The following is a 19,851-nucleotide window of genomic DNA, read 5'->3' on the forward strand; positions in this document are numbered from 1 at the left end:
AAAATCCACCCCACTTATCTATTTGCACGTTTTTTTATATATGCTTCAATCTCACAAAGTTCTTTATTAGTTTTTATTTTTGCTGGTTGATATTCAATAAGAACAGAACCTGTTATTGTATTTATAGTAACTTTGTCTAGTTCATTATATTTAGCCATAGTTTCTTCAACTTTTAACTTTAATTGTGCATTATTTATTAAAGCTTTACTATAAACACGAATACGTCCTGGTATATAAGAACCTACTGTTACTGATTTTAAAAACCAATCCATCTTAGATGTTGGTATACCCACTGCATTTAGAATATTCATTTGACTAAAACCCTTCCTCACATTATTTTTCATCACTTTTTTATATTGATACGCATGTGCTAAAGATAAAGCTGTCCAAGCTATTCCAAATACAGTATGTATTTTTTTACTTCCTGTTACCAAAGATAAAACAGTACCTGTCATTCCAACAGCTAAAGGAATTCCTAAACTCATCTTTTTCATAATACATTCTCCATATAATAATTATTTTTTATAAAAATACACATAGATTTTAAAAAAGGAGTGTTTTAATAAACACTCCTTTTTTATTGAAATTATTTAACTTCAGCAGCTTGCTGTGCAGCAATCATATCTTCTAAAGCTTCTTTTTGACGAACAAGTTCTTCCATAGACACTTGTTCTTGTCCTTCCGCAATAACAGGTTGTTGCTGAACACGATTTTGCATATATTTATAACCAAATGCACCTGCTACCACACCTACAGCTAAACCAATCCAAAAATCTGTTCTTGTAAACATAATCAAGACTCCTTTTAATATAATATATAATAGACCTTTTATTATAAAGCAAAATGCCTATAATCATTATCAATGCTGTTTATCTTTGACCTTAGAAATTAGCTTATTATCTGTTCCACAGCAATCACAATGGCAACCGCCAGAACAACCATTATTTGTACCACAAGAATCACATTTTCCTGAAGAAAAATTATGATATATGCGTTTCATACCAAAAACAAAAGCTATAAATATTATCAAAGCTATAATCCAAGTAGCGATATCACCTGTCGTCATTTAAAAGCCTCCGTTTATTTTTATACTAAATATCAAAATTTATCAAAAACCTAATAATGTGCCTACTTGATAAACTAATAAAGATACAACCCATGCTACAACAAAATTACCAATAGCAGATAAGAACATCCATTTCCAACCACCAGCTTCTTTCTTTATTGTACCAAGTGCTGTCATACATGGTGTATATAACTGGCTAAACACCATAAATGCTAACGCAGACATTGTCGTAAATGCCATCTGTAATCCAGTATTAGCTACCATACCTACAGCTTCAACAGTTTCAGTATCAGGGCTTAAATCAGGTAAACCATATAAAATACCCATTGTAGAAATAACAGCTTCTTTTGCCATAATACCAGTAATAACAGCAGAACCAGCTTCCCATGTATCAAAACCATGGAATACAAACAATGTGGACATAATACCACCAAGACTAGCTAATAAAGATTCAGACATATCTTCTACTTGACCTGCAAAATTATAACTGCTTAAGAACCATAAAATTACAGACATAGCAAAAATTATTGTACCTGCTTTTATGAGATAACCTTTACCTTTATCCCATGTTTCTAACAATACTGTTTTCATATCTGGAATACGATATGGTGGTAATTCTAAAACAAAGCTTGTATTATCCTTTTCAAATACAGTTCTACTCAATATACTAGAAGCTAAAATTGCACCAATTATACCGATAAGATACATAGCAAATACAACATCACCTGCATTTTCACCAAAGAAAATAGCTCCAAATAACGCCATTACTGGAAGTTTAGCACCACAAGTTAAAAACGGCGTTACTAAAATAGTTATCATACGGTCTTTTTCTGAATCTAACGCTCTAGCTCCCATAATACCTGGAACAGCACAACCGAAACCACAAATAATAGGCATCAATGCTTTACCACTAAGACCAGCACGACGCATAATTGGGTCCATGACAAAAGCCACACGAGCCATATATCCTGTACCGTCTAAGAAACTCAAGCAGAAAAATAACGTGAAAATAAGTGGCACAAAAGTAAGCACTCCACCTACACCAGCTATAATACCATCACATACTAAAGAATGTAACCAATCAGCTACACCTAATCCAGTCAACGCTTCATCTGCCCAACCATAAAAATCTTCATTTATAAGTACATCTAATTCATCAGCAATCGGTTGACCAATCCATGTAAAAGTAATCTGGAATACAAGATATAACATTAATACTAAAATAGGTAATGCCATAAAGCCATTAGCTAATACTTTATCAATCTTTTCAGTGAGATTATTACCTACATTTTCCTTAACGACAACTTGCTCTACAATTTTATCAATAAAAGCATAACGTGCTTCTATAATTGCTTCTTCTAATTTTTCTTTATCACTAATAGTAGCTTTTAACTTTTCAATATTAGCAATATGTTCTTCCACCTGTTGAGAATTTTTATAACTATCCATTACTGTAGAAGTGAAGATATCTAATAATTTATTAGTGGATTTTTTACTGCGACCTACAGTTTCTACTACAGGCATTCCTAATAATTTTTCTAACTTAGCTGTAGAAATTTTAATTCCTTTTTTATTCGCTTCGTCCATCATATTAAGGTCAACTAATACAGGAATACGACGCTCTAACAATTGTAAACATAAAAATAAATTACGTTCAATATTAGAAGAATCAATGACATCTACAATAATATCAGGTTTTTCTCCACTTAAATAGTTTTCTACGATAATTTCTTCTGGAGAACGTCCGTTTATGCTATATGTACCAGGTAAATCCATTACAGATATAGCTCTATCTTTATGTTTTGTATAACCTACTTTTTTATCTACTGTAACTCCTGGCCAGTTACCAATTTTTTGTCTAATACCAGTTAATTCATTGAATATTGTTGATTTCCCAGTATTGGGATTTCCTGTCAACGCTACGGATAATGTTGCCACTATTATCTCCCTCCCATTAATTATTAAGCAATTTGAGTAACTGCAATTTTTGCCGCATCAGATAAACGAATAGACATATTAAAAGAACGAATAGATATCGCAATCGGGTCTCCAAGTGGCGCTGAACGCAATACCTTTACTTTTGTACCTTTTACCATTCCCATACTCATAAGACGCTCTTTCAATTCTGAAGCCTCTATAGACTCAACTTTTACTACCATTCCTGGCTTTGCTTCCTTTAAAGTCATAATATTCCTCCTTCTATTTTAAAATCTTTCTTTATATTTGTTTTTGATTTTGATAATAATTATTACTTCTTTTAACAACCACATTATATAGCAAATGATAATCCATGTCAATAAAAATGATAAATATTATCTGTATAATTATATTTATTCTCAATAAAATAAAAAGCAAAAGTACCATCTACCCTTGCTTTTATCGTTAATATATTATCTTATTATATTTTTAATTACACCGCCACCGCCAACGATTTCATCTTCGTAAAATACTACAGATTGCCCTGGTGTAATCGCTCTTTGTGGTTCACTAAATAAAATCTTAGCCAAATTGCCATTGTCTAATGGTTCCACAGTACATTCACATTCTTTAGCACCATAACGAATTTTAGCAGTAGTAACGAATTTTTCAGTGAAATCATCTCTCGTGATAAAGTTTAAATCTTTAGCTACTAATCCTTTAGCAAAAACATCTTTATTTTCACCAACAATTACATGATTACGTTTCACATCTAAACCGACTACATATAATGGATGAGCAGCAGCTATACCTAATCCTTTTCTTTGCCCCACAGTATATAATGGTACACCTTCATGTCGACCCAATTTATTACCATTGACATCAACAATATCACCAGGTTTTAAAATATGTGGTGCTTTTGCTTTTAAATAAGCTTTATAGTCATCATTTGGAATAAAACAAATCTCCTGACTTTCAGGCTTATTAGCTACTGGTAAATTCATTTTTCCAGCTAATTCGCGAGTTTTTTCCTTGCTATAATTTCCAAGTGGCAACATAAAATGCTTTAATACATCTTGGGTCAAAGTATATAAAACATATGATTGGTCTTTTCTTACATCTAAACCTTTTTTTAATAAATATCTGCCTGTTTTTTCATCTTGTTCAATGCGTGCATAATGACCAGTAGCTACACAATCTGCACCTAATTCTAAGCAATCTTTCAATAAACTACCAAATTTTACAGTATTATTACATCTCACACAAGGATTAGGTGTTCTACCTTTTGCATATTCACTGATAAAATATTTTATTACATCATCTTTAAATTTCTTATGATAATTAACTACATAATGTGGAATATTCAACTCATCTGCTACTTTTTTAGCATCACTGACAGCAGTTGAACCGCCTGCTTCTCTACTTTCATCACTTAAAGTCATTGTTACGCCAATAACATCATAACCTTGTTCTATCAATAAAGCAGCTGTAAGCGAACTATCTACGCCACCACTCATAGCTACTGCTACCTTTTTTTTCATCTTCTTTTCCCCTCTAAAAATCTATCTACAAATAACAAATATATATTTCCTAGTAAACAACTAAGATATATTCATATACTAACAAACTAATGCTTTTTTGTCAAAATTAAGCTTTTATTTTTTCACAAAACTGCATATATCTACCAATTTTTTCTTCATATCCATTTGATGTTGGCATATAATATTTAGCATTTTTTATTTTGTCAGGCAAATACTGTTGTTTCACTATATGATATGGATAATCATGAGCATATTTATAATCTACACCATGACCGAGTTTTTTAGCACCTTTATAATGACAATCTCTTAAGTGTATTGGTACTTGCCCACAATCTTGACTTTTTACTTGTTCTATAGCTTTATCAATCGCCAAATAACTGGCATTACTTTTAGGCGCAGATGCTATATATGTTACTGCTTGTGCAAGTGGTATACGAGCTTCAGGCATACCCAAAAATTGAACAGCTTGCACTGTAGCCATAGCCAAAACTAAAGCTTGTGGATCTGCATTTCCCACATCTTCAGAAGCACAGATAGCAATTCTTCGAGCAATAAAATTAATATCTTCACCTGCTACCAACATTCTTGCTAAATAGTGCAACGCCGCATCAGGGTCGCTTCCCCTCATACTCTTGATAAATGCCGATACTATATCATAGTGATTATCACCATTTTTATCATATGTTTGAATTTTTTCACTGATAATACTTTCAATAATTTCTTTATTGATATTATGATTTTGCTCTAACGCCACATCGCCAGCTTGCTCTAATATATTCAAAGCCACTCTAGCATCGCCACCAGCATATTGAGCTATTATCGATAATATTTCATCATCATACTTAAATTTATATTTACCCAAACCGCGAACTTTATCTTCTAAAGCTATTTTTAAGATATCAATTAAATTTTGTTCATCTAATAATTCTAATTTTACTACACGAACTCTAGATAATAACGCATGATTTACTTCAAAATACGGATTTTCTGTAGTAGCACCAATCAAGATAATTCTACCATCTTCAACATAAGGCAATAATACATCTTGTTGAGCCTTATTAAAACGATGTATTTCATCTAAAAATATAATTGTACGTTTACGATAATATCTTCTATTTTCATCAGCTTTTTCAATGATTTTACGCACATCAGAGATACCAGCAGACACCGCGTTTAATCGAGAAAATTCACTTTTTGTCATACCTGCAATCATTTTCGCAAGCGTTGTCTTTCCTGTACCTGGAGGCCCATATAAAATCATCGAAGGTATTTTATCTTCTTGTACCATTCTACGCAAAAATGATTTTTTACCCAGTATTTTTTCCTGTCCTATATATTCATCAAAATTACGCGGTCTCATTCTTTCAGCTAACGGACGATAATCTTCATCCATTTCTATGGTATTTTCGCTTATATTTTTATTATTTTCACTAGCCATTGCTGAAAATAAGTCTAAATCTTGCATATTATTCTCCTGTTGAACCAAAACCGCCACTTCTTATAGTATCAACATTTTTTTCATCATCTATAGTTAAAAATTTATAAAAAATGGCTTGAGCTATTCTCATACCTTTAGTAATTTCTACATCTTCATCACCAAAGTTTATCAGACCAATCATTATATGACCTTCATTATCTTCATTGTTATAATAATCTGCATCAATAACACCTTGAGAATTTACTAAATTCAAATTCTTTTTAAAAGCTAAACTAGAACGAATATGTATACCTAAATATTCATCATCTTGCATATAAGCTTTTAATCCTGTTGCAATTACTGCCATCTGCCCAGCTTTTATGATTTTATCTTCAGCAGCTTCGATATCATAACCTGCTGATTTACTTGTTTTTCGAGTTGGTAAATTTATATATTTATCTTTAAAATCACTCACTATTTCAAAACCACGATTACGCAAAAAAACAACTCCTTAAAAATTATATTCAATATTTTTCACAGCTCAATATTTTATTATATAACAAAAATGCACTGTGCAATCACACAGTGCATAATAAATTCATTTGGAGGCGGCACCCAGATTTGAACTGGGGAATAAAGGTTTTGCAGACCTCTGCCTTACCACTTGGCTATGCCGCCGTCTGGAGCGGAAAACGAGGCTCGAACTCGCGACCCTCACCTTGGCAAGGTGATGCTCTACCACTGAGCTACTTCCGCATTTGACGTTTTTTGTCTGCCGCTGTATCAGCGACATATATTATTATATGTATAACAGAGTATTTTGTCAACAACTTTTTTGAAAAAAATTTAAAAAATTTTTCAATGCCTCCAAAAGCCCAATAAATAAGCTATTTTCCCATTATATAGAAATGAAAAAATAGCTTATTATTCAAAATTTCTTAAAGAACTTCAGAAAAATATATCACTGTTACAGTATCATCTAAAGTAATTCGACGCTGATAAATATTTTCAAAATCTAAACGTAATTCTTCTAATGAATCAATTTCTGGATTTTGGTGACCTAAATCTTTTGAAGTTAATTCAGCGAATTTTTTTACGCGAACTTTATCAATGATTGCTGTATATAATCTTTTTTTCACTTCATATTTTTTACCAGTAGTAATCCACACTATAGAACTTTCTGGATATTGACTGCGAACATCTCCTAAGCGAACAGTACAATTTTTTTTGCGTGACATAATCAATTCTTCATGTTTTTTTGCCTGAAAGTTTAATGCCATCATCATAATCTACCTCCAATTTATAAAATATAATCTAATTCTTAAAGATATTTAAAGATATATATATTATATTTTACTAAAATTTGTAAAAATCCTTTTTTCTTCTAAAATTTATTATCTAACTTTATTGCGAATATGACTTTGTTAGGCTATTATATATTTTAACAATCAAGATTTTTATTAATCTATTTATTATATTTATATCACCTATCAAAATCTTAAAGAAAAGAGGGTAGCTATTGTTATTTTATAACAATTTTTATTATGCGTTCTCAAATCTTAAATTTATTAAAACAAAATGGCAACAAATTTTTATCTGGTGAATACTTAGCTGATACGCTAAAAGTATCTCGAACTGCTATCTGGAAACATATAAAAGCATTACGTGATAATGGCTATAATATTGAAAGTGTTCCTAGAAGTGGTTATCGTTTGATTGACTCTCCAGACTTATTATCAAGTGAAGAAATAAAATCTTCTCTCACTACTAAAATATTAGGTTCTGAAATTTTATATTTTGAAACTGTAGACTCCACAAATACTCAAGCTAAAAAAGTAGCACTTCAAGGTGTTAAAGATGGTACTATCATCATCAGTGAAGAACAAGGTGGTGGTAGAGGCAGATTATCTCGCTCTTTCTTTTCTCCTAAATATAAAGGGATTTGGTTTTCTGTCATTTTAAAACCAAAATTTTTACCTCAAGAAGCACCAAAATGTACATTGATGGCTGCTACTGCTATCACCAAAGCTATCGAAGATGTTACTGGTGTAAAAGTTGGTATTAAATGGCCTAATGATGTTTTATATGAAGGAAAAAAATTAGTAGGTATTTTGACAGAAATGAATGCTGAAATGGATTGCATAAATTACATCATTATTGGTATGGGAATTAATGTTAATATTGATAAAGAAGAAATGCCTGAAGAAATTCAAAATATCGCTACTTCTTTGAGTCAAATTACAGGTAAAAAAATTTCTCGTTTAAAACTTTTAAATAAAATCTTGTATTACTTAGAACATTTGTATATAATCTGTCAAGAGGAAGGTTTTGCACCTATTCTTGATGAATGGCGTAAATATTCCATTACTTTAAATCAACATATCCGTGTAATCGGCACAAATGAAGTCTTAGAAGGAATTGCCGTGGATATTGATGATGATGGTGCTCTTCTTGTAAATATTGATGGACAAATAAAACGTGTGTTAGCAGGCGATGTTTCTATTCGACCAGTACAAAACCGCTAAACTCACAGATGGAGGATAAAATGCTTTTAGTTTTTGACATTGGTAACAGTAATATCGTTATGGGTGCTTATGATGGTAAAAAACTTTATCGTCATTGGCGAATTTCCACCGACCGACAAAAAACTGGCGATGAGTATGGTATGCTCATAAACGAACTGTTCCGTTTCCAAGGTATGGATATGAACGATATTGATGATATTATTATCTCATCTGTTGTTCCACCTCTTGTTATTCCTATTAGTAAAATGTGTGAACGTTATTTTAAAATAAAACCATTACTTGTAGGTCCTGGTATAAAAACTGGCATTCGCTTAGTTTATGAAAATCCACGCCTTTTAGGTGCTGACCGTATTGTAAATGTTGTTGGTGCTTTTGAACAATATGGTGGTCCTTTGATTGTAATTGATATCGGTACTGCTACTACTTTTGATGTAGTAAATGATAAAGGTGATTTTTTAGGTGGTGTAATAGCTCCTGGTATCGGTATGTCAGCAGATGCTTTATTCCAAAAGGCTGCTAATTTGCCTCGTATAGAACTTGTTACTCCTAAAAATGTAATTTGCCATAATACTATTACAAATATGCAATCTGGTATTATCTATGGTGCTGTAGGGCAAATAGATGGTATTGTAAATCGTATAAAAAAAGAATATGGTAAAGATATGACTGTAATCGCAACTGGTGGACTTGCTCGCATGATTGCGGAAGAGTCTAGCACTATTGATAAAACAGATCATTTCTTAACTTTGACTGGTCTTCGCGTTCTCTATGAACGTAATGCTGCTTCAAGAAAGGGGTACTTAGAAAGGTTAAAAAATAAGCCTTCAAATAATTTATGAAAATAGGAAACTTAGAAATAACTACTCCCGTATTTTTAGCACCTATGGCTGGTGTAACTGATACTGCTTATTGTATTTTAGCTCAACGTATGGGCTGTGGTCTCGTTTATTCTGAAATGGTCAGCGACCAGGGTATTAATTTTCGCAATGAACGAACTTTAGAAATGTTAAAGACTGTTCCTGAACAAAGACCTTTAGCTATTCAATTATTCAGTGGTAATCCTGAACGTATGTATAAAGCAGCTAGTTTTGTGGCTTCTTTGAATTGTTGTGATATGATTGACATAAATATGGGGTGCCCTGCACCGAAGATTGTACGCAATAGCGAGGGTTCAGCTTTGATGAAAGATCCTGTTTTAGCATATGAAATAATGTGTGCTACTCGTGAAGCTGTAAAAGATATGCCTGTTACTGTGAAAATGCGTAAGGGCTGGGATAGTGAACACTGTAATGTCGTTGAAATGGCTGGGCTTGCTCAAAAGGCTGGGCTTGATGCTATTGCTGTTCATGGCAGAACTAGAGAAGAATTTTATCGTGGTCATGCTGATTGGGATATTATTCGCGAAGTTAAACAGGCTGTTGATATTCCTGTCATCGGTAATGGCGATGTTAGAACTTGCCAGGATTTAAAAAATATTTTTGAACATACTGGTTGTGATGCTGTCATGATTGGTCGTGGGGCTCAGGGTAATCCTTGGATTTTCCGCCGTTTTAAAGAATTTTTATTTACTGGTGTCGATCCTGGTGAACCTAGCATTGATGAAAGAAAACAGGTTATTTTAGAACATTTGGATATGCTTTTGAAATGGAAGGGCGATTATATTGGTCCTCGTGAAATGAGAAAGCATGCTACGTGGTATACTCATGGCTTGTATGGCAGTGCTAGTTTGAGACAAAAGTTTAATTCGGCTGTTTGTAGGGAAGATTTCGTTAAAATTTTAAATGATATGTGATTATATGATTTTATTTGGTTAAATTAGAGCGATGTTTTTACATCGCTTTTTATTTATTTTTTTCGTCTAGACTTTTGCTAAGCTTGCTATTATTACATCTATTTTATGTCGTCTTTTATTTTCTTTTCTAATTGATGATTTGATTTTGTAAAATCTTTGTAAATTCTTTTTTTGTTAATTGACTTTATTTTTTACAAACTATACAATTATAGTATGTTTTGGAAATCTCATATTAGGCATAACCTTTTATAGGCTATGTCTTTTTTATTGTCAATTTATTTTTTATTTTAGAAGGGGTTTTGTTTACTTTTATGAGAAATTATGTTGTAACTTTTGCTAAGTCGTTAGTTGTTGGTTCTACCATGCTAGTTCCTGGTGTTAGTGGCGGTTCTATGGCTATGATACTTGGGATTTATACTAAATTAATTTCTTCTGTAAGTTCATTCATGAAAAATAAATTTAGAAATTCTCTTTTTTTAACTATATTTTTAGCAGGTTCTTTAATAGGTATTGTTTCTTTTTCTAAACCTATTTTGCATTTAATTGAAACTTATCCTATGCCTATGCTTTATTTCTTTATGGGTGCTGTAGCAGGCAGTGTGCCTTTGATGTTTCGCGAGGCTAAATTAACTAAATTTTCCTGGACAGTCCCTATATATGTCGCTATTGGCTTTTTAATTGTTCTCTTTTTTGAAATGTCTCCTATCAGTAATGTAACTACAAATGATGCTACTAATTGGTACACTTATTTATTATTAGTTGTCGCTGGTTTTATAGCTGCTATTGCACTTGTTTTACCAGGAATAAGCGTTTCTTATATGCTTTTATTGATGGGATTATATGATGAAACTATGCGTGCGGCTTCTGAATTTTATTTACCATTTTTAATTCCATTAGGATTTGGTCTAGTTGTGGGTATTTTACTAACTACTAAATTATTAGAAAATCTTATGCAAAACTATCCTCAACCTACTTTTTTAATTATCCTTGGATTCATTTTAGGTTCTATCTTGGAACTTTATCCAGGTATTCCGCAAAATGAAGAAATTTTTATCTGTGCTTTAACTTTGATTTTAGGATTTGGTATTATTAAATATATTTCTTCTAAAGATGTTTAAACAAAAACTAGCAGGTATTTATTTTACTTGCTAGTTTTTTCTTTTTATCTAAAAATATATTCAGCTTTTAAACATATTTACAATAAATAATTTTCTTCATGTATATAAATACTTTCTATTTTGTCTATAATGTTTTATAATATAATTTATATTTTACTAAGGAGGCTATTTTTTTATGAAAGACGCTACTAAATGTTTACATTCTGGATACAGCCCTAAAAATACTGAACCTCGTGTCATGCCAATTGTGCAAAGCACTACATATGTTTATGACTCTACTGATGATGTTGCTGCTGTTTTTGATGAACCTACTAAATCTTTAATTTATTCTCGTTTTGCTAATCCTACAGTCATGGCTGTTGAAAATAAAATTGCTGACCTTGAAGGTGGCGTTGGTGCTATGTGTACTACTTCTGGTCAAGCTGCTAACTTACTTGCTATTTTAAATATCTGTAATGCTGGTGATAGCTTTATCTCCACTACTCAAATTTATGGTGGTACTGTAAATCTTTTCGCTTTCACTTTAAAAAAATTAGGTATTGAATGTATCTTTGTTGGTCATGATGCTACTGATGAAGAAATTCATGCTGCTTTTAAGCCTAATACTAAAGCTGTTTTTGGTGAAACTTTAGCTAATCCTGCATTAACTGTTTTTGATATCGAACGTTATGCAAATATCGCTCATGCTCATGGTGTTCCTTTGATTGTGGATAACACTTTTGCAACTCCTATCTTATGTAAACCATTTGAATTTGGTGCTGATATTGTTACTCATTCCACTAGTAAATATATGGACGGTCATGCACTTCAAATCGGTGGTGTAATCGTTGATAGCGGTAATTTCAATTGGGATAATGGTAATTTCCCTGAATTAGTAGAACCAGATCCATCTTATCACGGTCTTTCCTATACAAAAACTTATGGTAAACAAGCTTATATTTTAAAAGCTAGAATGCAGTTAATGCGTGATTTCGGTTGCTATCCAGCTGCACATTCTGCATTTTTATTAAACTTAGGTTTAGAAACTTTACCTGTACGTATGAAACAATACTGCGAAAATGCTCTTACTGTTGCTAAATATTTAGAAAGCAATGATAAAGTAGAAAGCGTTATGTACCCTGCTCTTGAAAGCAATGAATCTTATCCTCTTGCTAAAAAATATTTAAAAGGCTGCAGTGGTGTTATCACTTTTGTAATCAAAGGTGGCAAAGAAAACGCTGTTAAATTCATGGACTCCTTAAAATTAGCTTCTAATGAAGTTCATGTTGCCGATATTCGCACTTGTGTTCTTCACCCAGCAAGTGAAACACATCGTCAATTGACAGATGAACAACTCGAAGCAGCTGGTATTAATAGTGGTATGGTTCGTTTCTCTGTAGGTCTTGAAGATATCAATGATATTTTAGATGACTTAAAACAAGCTTTTGCTAATGTAAAATAATTTTTTAAAGGCATTTGTGTAAACAAGTGCCTTTTTTATTTTCCTAATCATTTTTTAGTTTAAAACCTGAAATCCTTATAAATAAAGGATTTATAGAAAATCACCAAAAATCCTTAATCGCTGGTAAAAACTTATATAAATATTGATATTTCAACCTTTATAAACTATAATTATTTATAAAAGTATTAATTTTACTGGCATTTAACTTTAACAAGAGTTGTATTTGAATAATATTCTCTTAGCACCACCTATAAAATCTGTTGGTATTTAACTTTAACAAGAGTTGTATTTGAATATATTATCCCGATATCGAATAGTTATTTTACTTAAAATTTAACTTTAACAAGAGTTGTATTTGAATTCTGGTGTTTTCTTTTTCCATGTTGTATCTGATTATTTAACTTTAACAAGAGTTGTATTTGAATTATGGCATACCTAGCCAAGAATTTACGAAGTTTTATTTAACTTTAACAAGAGTTGTATTTGAATATATGATTTTTAACTTTTTCTATTAAATCTTCACATTTAACTTTAACAAGAGTTGTATTTGAATCCGACACCAGCACCAATATAATATTCATTTTTAAAAATTTAACTTTAACAAGAGTTGTATTTGAATAAAGTGGAGTGTTATTCAGAAAGAAATGAAATACAATTTAACTTTAACAAGAGTTGTATTTGAATTGTAATTATACATTTTTAGATTGTATAGAAAAAGCAATTTAACTTTAACAAGAGTTGTATTTGAATATGTTATTAAAATCACAATTATTAATAATTACATTAATTTAACTTTAACAAGAGTTGTATTTGAATTCTGTTGTGTAAATAATAAAAGGATTTTGTATTGATTTAACTTTAACAAGAGTTGTATTTGAATTGACTAAGTAATACTACATCACCAACTTGACAGGCTATTTAACTTTAACAAGAGTTGTATTTGAATACGGTGTTTTACCTAGTGCAGGGCCATTAGGTATATATTTAACTTTAACAAGAGTTGTATTTGAATGTTATCAGATACGTATTTTCCGCACAATAGCCAGTATTTAACTTTAACAAGAGTTGTATTTGAATTGTGAACGGGCAAAACTTGTTTGTATAGCTCGTTTAATTTAACTTTAACAAGAGTTGTATTTGAATGAATAAAAACCACTTGTATTTATAGCTTTTAACATATTTAACTTTAACAAGAGTTGTATTTGAATTTATCCTGTTCCATTTAATCACTCCCTATTAACCAAATTTAACTTTAACAAGAGTTGTATTTGAATTTCCTAGTTTCATTAGCTACTTGCTCCTCCTCTTGCATTTAACTTTAACAAGTGTTGTACAAAAAAATAAAAGCTGTAACAAAGAGAATTTCTCAATGTTACAGCTTTTTTACTAATTTTATAATGTGGAAAAGAAAAAGTTTATTAAAATTGGTACGGCTACTGAACATAATACACCATTAATTACAGATATAATAATAAATTCTTCACTACTATATTTTATAAGCATAGGCAAAGTGGAATCTTCGCTTGTTGCACCTGCTGCTCCTATAGCTGCAAATGTATTTAAATATTTTACTAAAACTGGAATCATCATAAAAGCGATAAATTCTCTCATCAAGCTACTCAAAAAGGCTATTGTGCCTATCTGTGCATTTGCTAGTGATTCAAGCATTACCCCTGATAAACTATACCAGCCCATAGATGCACCAATAGATAAACTATATACCAAATTCATATCAAAAATATAACTGCAAATAAATCCGCCAAAAACAGACCCAATAATTACACCTATAGGAATCAATAATATTGTCAAATTATAATTTTTTATTTTCTCAATTATTGATTCATTCATGCCCACGCTTATACCCACAGAAAACATCAATAAATATAAGACATAATCTGCTAATTCACTACATAAATCATGCCACGTACTATCAAGTACAAATTGACCAAAAATAATTCCTAAAATTAATGCACATAATGCAATATAAACCATCTACAAACCTTCTTTTACTATTTAAATTTTTACAATAAATAATTTGCTAAAAATGTATACTATAATTACGGAAAATACTGTAGGAATTATAGCAAATACCAAACTTTGTAATCCCATGGTCAGCATCTTATGTGCAAAATCTTCCATACTACCTAAATTTATTCCCATGATAAAAATAATTAAAGCTACTGCTATTAACTGTACCTTATTATTTAAATTTACCACAGCTATTCGCCTATGTTCTTTCACTTTTAACAGGCTAAATCCTGCTATTACACCTAATACCATAATCAATGTTTCTACCAAAAAATTCACTCCTTAAATTCGTATATTTAATTATTTAATCTATATAAATTTAATCTTACATCTAAATATACTTCAAAAGTTCTTGGCCATGGGAAAAATACATCAACCTGCAAATTGCGAATAGTCAAGTCAAATACTCCCTCTGGTGTTTGCACTTTAAAAGGCATTTTAAAAACTTCACTATTATTTAATTGATTTGCTCTCTTTTGCATATCAGATTGTAGTAATTTATTCATCCAAATATAATTATGTTCCATATCCAAATCATTTACATTTTCATAACCATGATTTTTCAAGGTAATATTCATTACATCAATCACTTCTTTTAGATAATAATAATCTTCTAGAAATCTCTCATAATTTATATTTAAACGATTATACTCTACAGCAAGCATATCATTTGTTGTATTAAATGTTGGTCTTATCGCCTTATAAATAACAGCATTCGCCAGTGCCGTACCAATGGAATTACTAGCTGTATTCCAACCAGCATAAGAAGTTAATTCATTAATCGGCACAGCTTCTTTTAATAATGTAGGAAATAATACTTCGTTTGCTGAAAAATGCTTACTTAAATCAACTAAAGCGACTTTTTTACCTTGCTCTAAATATTTTTTTATCTTTAATGCAGATTGTCTCTGTATAGACATATTTTCATCATTACCAATAAAAACATATAAAATCAAGCCAGCTTCTTGTGGTGAATTTACTTTTTTAGCATTTGCCATCACTAATTTTTCTTCTACTGTAGAGCCTACTGAGCCTGCCATAAACGGCATAACTGTACGCATAGCTTTCTCATCATTATACTCTACATATACTTTAGGTTGATAATTTGTCTTTGTCTGCACAAAATTAGCTAATAGTGATAAAGCCACCTCATCTGCGCCTTTAGTTATCATCACAACATCATTACTAATACCTAAAGAATGCACATAATTTATAAGACTTTTCTTCTCCATATTTGGTATGCCAAAATCTTCACCATCATCTTGACCAATCACTAATTTTGTTATGATGCCTTTTTTAGCTAGATTTATTAATTCTTTATTTAAAGCTGTATTGCGTCTAAATAAATCTAAATAAATATCTAAGTCTTCTTGTTTTATATCTTCTTTTAAATCTGCCAATAATTTTATATCATCTTCATTTTCAAAAATACTTATCTCATCAATAAGACGAGATATTTTTATCATTTTTTTACTATCACTTTCTAAAGTTGGCGGTGGTGTTATCCTTGGCAAAACATTAAAAGCATAAATTGGTTTATCTTTCGCTTTTGTTTTCAAATCACGCATAAAATTTAATAAAATTTGCGACTCATCTTGTTTCGTCCCTGACTCACGTGAAGCTAATAAACCTCCATGCAATAATTGGTCAATAGACACAATTACCCCATCTGATTTATCAATATTATCCATCAACCATTTTTGTATTTTTTTTGTATCGCCTTCTTTAGTATAATAATCCATTATCTCTGACGGCGGTGTTATAATCTGTACGCCTGCCATCTTTCCTGCATCTACCACCATCTTTTGACATGGTGGTCTTGTATCTAACGGTATCAAAATCAATTTATATTTATAGTTTTGTTGCAATTCCACAGATACAGCAGGAGGTAGTTGAATAAAATTCATGTAATAAACAATCATTAAAGTTACTGCTATAATTGATAATAACCATTTTTGTTTTATATATGATTTAAATTTCATTTTTTACTTCTCCATAGATATTTATTACATTTTAAAAAATATATAAATTAGTGTCAAATGAATATCTTGTAAAATACTTTGCTATAAAAATAGTATTAGTATATAATATTGATATACTAAATATATCATGGCTTATTTTAAAATATTAAGGTGATTTTATGAATAACAAAGTAACTGTAGAAATTTTGGGAGTAAAATATCCTCTCCGCTATTCTAAAGATAGTGATATCAATGACATTCAAGAAGCTGCTAAAATAGTAGATGAAAATATTCGTCTTATGACTAAACAAAACCAATATTTGCCACCAGATAGAGTAGCAGTATTGACGGCACTTCAAATAGCTGAACAATTAATTCGTTTGAAAAAAGATTATAATGAATTTTGGGATATTCTTGATGAAAATCGCTCTAATAAACATAAATAAGCTAAAAAATAACATGAAGACATACACTAATGGTAGGCATTTTAATGGCACTACCATTTATTTTTTATACTCTGTGTATTATAATAAGCTAAGAAAATAACTGGAGGAAAATATTTTGATAGAATTATTAGCCCCTGCTGGAAGTATGGAAGCATTAAAAGCCGCTGTAGAAAGTGGTGCTGATGCTATTTATCTTTCAGGCAAAATGTTCGGTGCAAGAGCTTATGCCAATAATTTTGATGAACAAGGCTTAAAAGAAGCCATTGAATTTGCTCATTTACGCAATGTAAAAATCCATGTAACTGTAAATACTTTAGTAGACAATTCTGAAATACCTGCACTTGCAGATTATTTTCGTTTTCTTTATGAAATAGGTGCTGATGCTGTACTCGTTCAAGATTTAGGTGCTGCACGTTTGGCTCAACTTGTAGCTCCTGATTTACCATTACACGCTAGTACACAAATGACAGTGAATAATTTAGCTGGTGTTCTTGCTCTTCAAGAACTTGGTTTTTCACGTGTCGTTTTATCTCGTGAAGTAACATTAAAAGATATTATTCATATCTGCCGTAATAGCGATGTAGAAATTGAAGTTTTCGCTCATGGTGCCTTATGTGTATGCTATTCCGGTCAATGCTTAATGAGTAGTATGATTGGTGGCAGAAGTGGTAACCGTGGTCGCTGTGCTCAACCATGTCGTCTACCTTATACTTTAGTTGATAAAAATAATAACAATGTTTTAAAAGATGCTGGACAATATTTATTGAGTCCTCGCGACATGAATACACTTGAATTAATTCCTGAATTTATCGAAGCTGGTGTCGTTTCTTTAAAACTTGAAGGACGCATGAAAAAACCAGAATATGTAGCTGTCGTTGTTGACGCTTACCGCCAAAAAATCAACTCTTATTATAGCCATACAGAACTTCAAGAAGATATTCAAAAAAATCTTTCTCAAATATTCAATCGTGATTTTACTACTGCTTATTTAGAGAAAAAACAAGGTAAATTCATGATGAGCGATAAACGACCAAACAATCGTGGTCGCCTCGTAGGTAGAGTAATTCGTTATGATGATAATAAACGTCAAGCTATCATGAAACTCACTGATGATGTAAATATCGGTGATACTATTGATTTCTGGGTAAAAGTCGGCGGTCGTGTAAGTACTAATGTATCTAAAATCATCTATAAAAATAAAGAAATAACTTCTGCTAGTGCTGGCATGGAAGTCATCATTCCTGTACCAAATCGCGTACACCCACATGACCGTATATTTAAAGTTTTTGATGCTAATCTCATGCAAAAAGCTCGCAGTTATTATACTAGTGCTTCACCAATACGCAAAATAAATTTAAATATCGAAGCTATTGCTAAACTCAATGAGCCTTTTATATTAAAAGCTACTGATGAAGATGGTTATAGTGCTCAAATAACTAGTGATTTCCTTGTGGAAACAGCTCTAAAACGCGCTATGGATAAATCAACAGTGCAAAAACAGATGGAACGTTTAGGCAATACTATTTATCAATTAGAAAATTTATCTTGCACTATTGATGAAAATGTCATTGTGCCTATGAGCGTCATGAATGATACTCGTCGCTTATTAATTGAAAAATTAATGTCCATGCGCCTTGAAGCTTATCATCGTCCACAGATTGCTAAAATTGATAATACTATTTGGCAACAGGATTTAGCTTCCAAATCATTCAATCAAACAAATAAACCTCAACTTGTAGTCGCTGTTGATACTATTGCTAAAGTACAGACAGCTATTGATAATCAAGCAGATATTGTTTTATTCGGTGGCGAATCTTATAATCATCAATTCATCACTGCTGAAATGTATGCTGAAGCTACAAGACTTTGCCGTGAAGCTAATATTAAAATTGCTTTTGCTACACCTCGTATCATGCGCGATAATGAACAAACAGCTTTTACAAATTGGCTTACAAAAATAAAAGATATCGCTCCAGATATGATTTATGCACATACTTTAGCCGAAATGTACTTAATCAAACAATTTACAGATATCACTATCTGGGCAGATTTCTCCTTCAATGTCTATAATGATGTAACTTTAACTTTCCTAAATAATTATGACATTAAGGGAGCTACTGTTTCCCCTGAATTAAACTTTAAACAGATAAAAACATTAAATGAAGCTTCTACATTACCTCTTGAATGTATCGTTCATGGCAATATGGAACTTATGGTATCTGAATATTGTGTGCTTGGCAGTTTCTTAGGCAATTTAGATAAAGGTACTTGTACAAAACCTTGCGAAAAAAATAATTATTGGCTTTGCGACCGCAAAAATGAAAAATTCCCTATCGTAACAGACCAATATTGTCATATGCATTTATTAAATGCTAAAGAATTAAATATGCTAGCTCATGTTCCAGAATTTAGCAATCTTCATATTGACCGCATTCGCTTAGATGGCAGATATATGTCCAAAGAAAAATTAGCTAAATTCACTAAACTCTATAAAGAAATCATCATCGAAGGCAAAAATCATCTTGCTTTAATGCCTGAAAATATCACTAAATATGAACAAAATATTACTCGTGGTCATTACTTCCGTGGAGTAGAATAA

Annotated in this window: 19 protein-coding genes, 2 tRNA genes and 1 CRISPR repeat array; of the genes, 7 read left to right on the forward strand and 14 right to left on the reverse strand. The window is 31.4% G+C overall.

What is annotated here, in order from left to right; translation table 11 throughout:
* Window positions 1-14: 14 nt before the first annotated feature.
* From GXM21_RS12930 to GXM21_RS08520, 11 genes are all read right to left on the reverse strand, one after another.
* Window positions 15-494: an HMA2 domain-containing protein gene (locus GXM21_RS12930; RefSeq protein WP_008537401.1), complete on the reverse strand. Its 480-nt coding sequence runs from the start codon at window positions 492-494 to the stop codon at window positions 15-17.
* Window positions 495-586: 92 nt separating this feature from the next.
* Window positions 587-790 (reverse strand): hypothetical protein, encoded by a 204-nt coding sequence (locus tag GXM21_RS08475; RefSeq protein ID WP_008537400.1) that lies wholly within the window; start codon window positions 788-790, stop codon window positions 587-589.
* Between the two features lie 69 nt (window positions 791-859).
* Window positions 860-1,066 (reverse strand): hypothetical protein, encoded by a 207-nt coding sequence (locus GXM21_RS08480; protein WP_008537399.1) that lies wholly within the window; start codon window positions 1,064-1,066, stop codon window positions 860-862.
* Between the two features lie 42 nt (window positions 1,067-1,108).
* On the reverse strand, window positions 1,109-3,004 hold the full coding sequence (feoB, locus tag GXM21_RS08485; protein ID WP_008537398.1) for a ferrous iron transport protein B: 1,896 nt from the start codon (window positions 3,002-3,004) through the stop codon (window positions 1,109-1,111).
* Between the two features lie 23 nt (window positions 3,005-3,027).
* Entirely contained in the window at window positions 3,028-3,252 is a 225-nt protein-coding gene (locus tag GXM21_RS08490) for a FeoA family protein (RefSeq protein ID WP_008537397.1), read from the reverse strand.
* Between the two features lie 204 nt (window positions 3,253-3,456).
* Window positions 3,457-4,524 (reverse strand): tRNA 2-thiouridine(34) synthase MnmA, encoded by a 1,068-nt coding sequence (gene mnmA, locus GXM21_RS08495; RefSeq protein WP_008537396.1) that lies wholly within the window; start codon window positions 4,522-4,524, stop codon window positions 3,457-3,459.
* A gap of 106 nt (window positions 4,525-4,630) precedes the next feature.
* Complete coding sequence (locus GXM21_RS08500; protein ID WP_008537394.1) at window positions 4,631-5,989, reverse strand: replication-associated recombination protein A; 1,359 nt, start codon at window positions 5,987-5,989, stop codon at window positions 4,631-4,633.
* Window position 5,990: 1 nt separating this feature from the next.
* Complete coding sequence (gene dut / locus GXM21_RS08505; protein WP_008537393.1) at window positions 5,991-6,440, reverse strand: dUTP diphosphatase; 450 nt, start codon at window positions 6,438-6,440, stop codon at window positions 5,991-5,993.
* 104 nt (window positions 6,441-6,544) lie between these two features.
* Window positions 6,545-6,619 (reverse strand) — tRNA-Cys (locus GXM21_RS08510).
* 3 nt (window positions 6,620-6,622) lie between these two features.
* Window positions 6,623-6,697, reverse strand: a tRNA-Gly gene (locus tag GXM21_RS08515).
* Window positions 6,698-6,879: 182 nt separating this feature from the next.
* Complete coding sequence (locus GXM21_RS08520; RefSeq protein WP_181970942.1) at window positions 6,880-7,224, reverse strand: ASCH domain-containing protein; 345 nt, start codon at window positions 7,222-7,224, stop codon at window positions 6,880-6,882.
* Window positions 7,225-7,485: 261 nt separating this feature from the next.
* On the opposite strand from GXM21_RS08520, the gene GXM21_RS08525 reads away from it, so the two are divergent.
* The 5 genes from GXM21_RS08525 to GXM21_RS08545 all read left to right on the forward strand — a co-directional run bounded on the left by GXM21_RS08525 (window position 7,486) and on the right by GXM21_RS08545 (window position 12,817).
* The gene (locus GXM21_RS08525) at window positions 7,486-8,466 is read left to right on the forward strand and encodes a biotin--[acetyl-CoA-carboxylase] ligase (RefSeq protein WP_008537391.1); all 981 of its coding nucleotides are present in this window, start codon (window positions 7,486-7,488) and stop codon (window positions 8,464-8,466) included.
* A gap of 20 nt (window positions 8,467-8,486) precedes the next feature.
* A complete protein-coding gene (locus tag GXM21_RS08530) occupies window positions 8,487-9,305 on the forward strand; it encodes a type III pantothenate kinase (protein WP_008537390.1) in 819 nt (272 codons plus the stop codon).
* The gene (gene dusB / locus GXM21_RS08535) at window positions 9,302-10,258 is read left to right on the forward strand and encodes a tRNA dihydrouridine synthase DusB (RefSeq protein WP_008537389.1); all 957 of its coding nucleotides are present in this window, start codon (window positions 9,302-9,304) and stop codon (window positions 10,256-10,258) included. The genes GXM21_RS08530 and dusB overlap by 4 nt, the downstream gene beginning before the upstream one ends.
* 311 nt (window positions 10,259-10,569) lie before the next feature.
* On the forward strand, window positions 10,570-11,376 hold the full coding sequence (locus GXM21_RS08540) for a DUF368 domain-containing protein (protein ID WP_008537388.1): 807 nt from the start codon (window positions 10,570-10,572) through the stop codon (window positions 11,374-11,376).
* Window positions 11,377-11,551: 175 nt separating this feature from the next.
* Complete coding sequence (locus GXM21_RS08545; RefSeq protein ID WP_008537387.1) at window positions 11,552-12,817, forward strand: O-acetylhomoserine aminocarboxypropyltransferase/cysteine synthase family protein; 1,266 nt, start codon at window positions 11,552-11,554, stop codon at window positions 12,815-12,817.
* Window positions 12,818-13,016: 199 nt separating this feature from the next.
* Window positions 13,017-14,157: direct repeats of the CRISPR family, unit length 30 nt; unit sequence ATTTAACTTTAACAAGAGTTGTATTTGAAT.
* A gap of 52 nt (window positions 14,158-14,209) precedes the next feature.
* On the opposite strand, the gene GXM21_RS08550 is transcribed toward GXM21_RS08545, so the two are convergent.
* Genes GXM21_RS08550 through GXM21_RS08560 form a run of 3 tightly spaced genes read right to left on the reverse strand, consistent with a single transcriptional unit; the run spans window position 14,210 to window position 16,827 of the window.
* On the reverse strand, window positions 14,210-14,809 hold the full coding sequence (locus GXM21_RS08550; RefSeq protein ID WP_008537386.1) for a LysO family transporter: 600 nt from the start codon (window positions 14,807-14,809) through the stop codon (window positions 14,210-14,212).
* Window positions 14,810-14,830: 21 nt separating this feature from the next.
* The gene (locus tag GXM21_RS08555) at window positions 14,831-15,115 is read right to left on the reverse strand and encodes a hypothetical protein (RefSeq protein WP_008537385.1); all 285 of its coding nucleotides are present in this window, start codon (window positions 15,113-15,115) and stop codon (window positions 14,831-14,833) included.
* Between the two features lie 26 nt (window positions 15,116-15,141).
* Window positions 15,142-16,827: a DUF4127 family protein gene (locus GXM21_RS08560; RefSeq protein ID WP_008537384.1), complete on the reverse strand. Its 1,686-nt coding sequence runs from the start codon at window positions 16,825-16,827 to the stop codon at window positions 15,142-15,144.
* A 158-nt stretch (window positions 16,828-16,985) separates the two neighbouring features.
* Here GXM21_RS08560 and GXM21_RS08565 point away from each other — a divergent pair, with 158 nt between their 5' ends.
* Both GXM21_RS08565 and GXM21_RS08570 read left to right on the forward strand, forming a co-directional pair.
* Window positions 16,986-17,252 carry a cell division protein ZapA gene (locus GXM21_RS08565; protein ID WP_008537382.1) on the forward strand — a complete coding sequence of 89 codons (267 nt, stop codon included), beginning with the start codon at window positions 16,986-16,988 and terminating at the stop codon, window positions 17,250-17,252.
* A gap of 115 nt (window positions 17,253-17,367) precedes the next feature.
* Window positions 17,368-19,851: a U32 family peptidase gene (locus GXM21_RS08570; protein ID WP_008537380.1), complete on the forward strand. Its 2,484-nt coding sequence runs from the start codon at window positions 17,368-17,370 to the stop codon at window positions 19,849-19,851.

Source organism: Megamonas funiformis, assembly GCF_010669225.1.
Taxonomy (GTDB): domain Bacteria; phylum Bacillota; class Negativicutes; order Selenomonadales; family Selenomonadaceae; genus Megamonas; species Megamonas funiformis.

Bases quoted from the DNA above. Each gene is read 5' to 3' on its own strand.
- GXM21_RS08560 (WP_008537384.1), bottom strand. From the start codon at position 16,827: ATGAAATTTAAATCATATATAAAACAAAAATGGTTATTATCAATTATA.
- GXM21_RS12930 (WP_008537401.1), bottom strand. From the start codon at position 494: ATGAAAAAGATGAGTTTAGGAATTCCTTTAGCTGTTGGAATGACAGGT.
- dusB (WP_008537389.1), top strand. From the start codon at position 9,302: ATGAAAATAGGAAACTTAGAAATAACTACTCCCGTATTTTTAGCACCT.
- GXM21_RS08520 (WP_181970942.1), bottom strand. From the start codon at position 7,224: ATGATGGCATTAAACTTTCAGGCAAAAAAACATGAAGAATTGATTATG.
- GXM21_RS08540 (WP_008537388.1), top strand. From the start codon at position 10,570: ATGAGAAATTATGTTGTAACTTTTGCTAAGTCGTTAGTTGTTGGTTCT.
- GXM21_RS08530 (WP_008537390.1), top strand. From the start codon at position 8,487: ATGCTTTTAGTTTTTGACATTGGTAACAGTAATATCGTTATGGGTGCT.
- mnmA (WP_008537396.1), bottom strand. From the start codon at position 4,524: ATGAAAAAAAAGGTAGCAGTAGCTATGAGTGGTGGCGTAGATAGTTCG.
- GXM21_RS08475 (WP_008537400.1), bottom strand. From the start codon at position 790: ATGTTTACAAGAACAGATTTTTGGATTGGTTTAGCTGTAGGTGTGGTA.
- GXM21_RS08550 (WP_008537386.1), bottom strand. From the start codon at position 14,809: ATGGTTTATATTGCATTATGTGCATTAATTTTAGGAATTATTTTTGGT.
- GXM21_RS08525 (WP_008537391.1), top strand. From the start codon at position 7,486: ATGCGTTCTCAAATCTTAAATTTATTAAAACAAAATGGCAACAAATTT.
- GXM21_RS08565 (WP_008537382.1), top strand. From the start codon at position 16,986: ATGAATAACAAAGTAACTGTAGAAATTTTGGGAGTAAAATATCCTCTC.
- GXM21_RS08500 (WP_008537394.1), bottom strand. From the start codon at position 5,989: ATGCAAGATTTAGACTTATTTTCAGCAATGGCTAGTGAAAATAATAAA.
- GXM21_RS08490 (WP_008537397.1), bottom strand. From the start codon at position 3,252: ATGACTTTAAAGGAAGCAAAGCCAGGAATGGTAGTAAAAGTTGAGTCT.
- GXM21_RS08545 (WP_008537387.1), top strand. From the start codon at position 11,552: ATGAAAGACGCTACTAAATGTTTACATTCTGGATACAGCCCTAAAAAT.
- GXM21_RS08480 (WP_008537399.1), bottom strand. From the start codon at position 1,066: ATGACGACAGGTGATATCGCTACTTGGATTATAGCTTTGATAATATTT.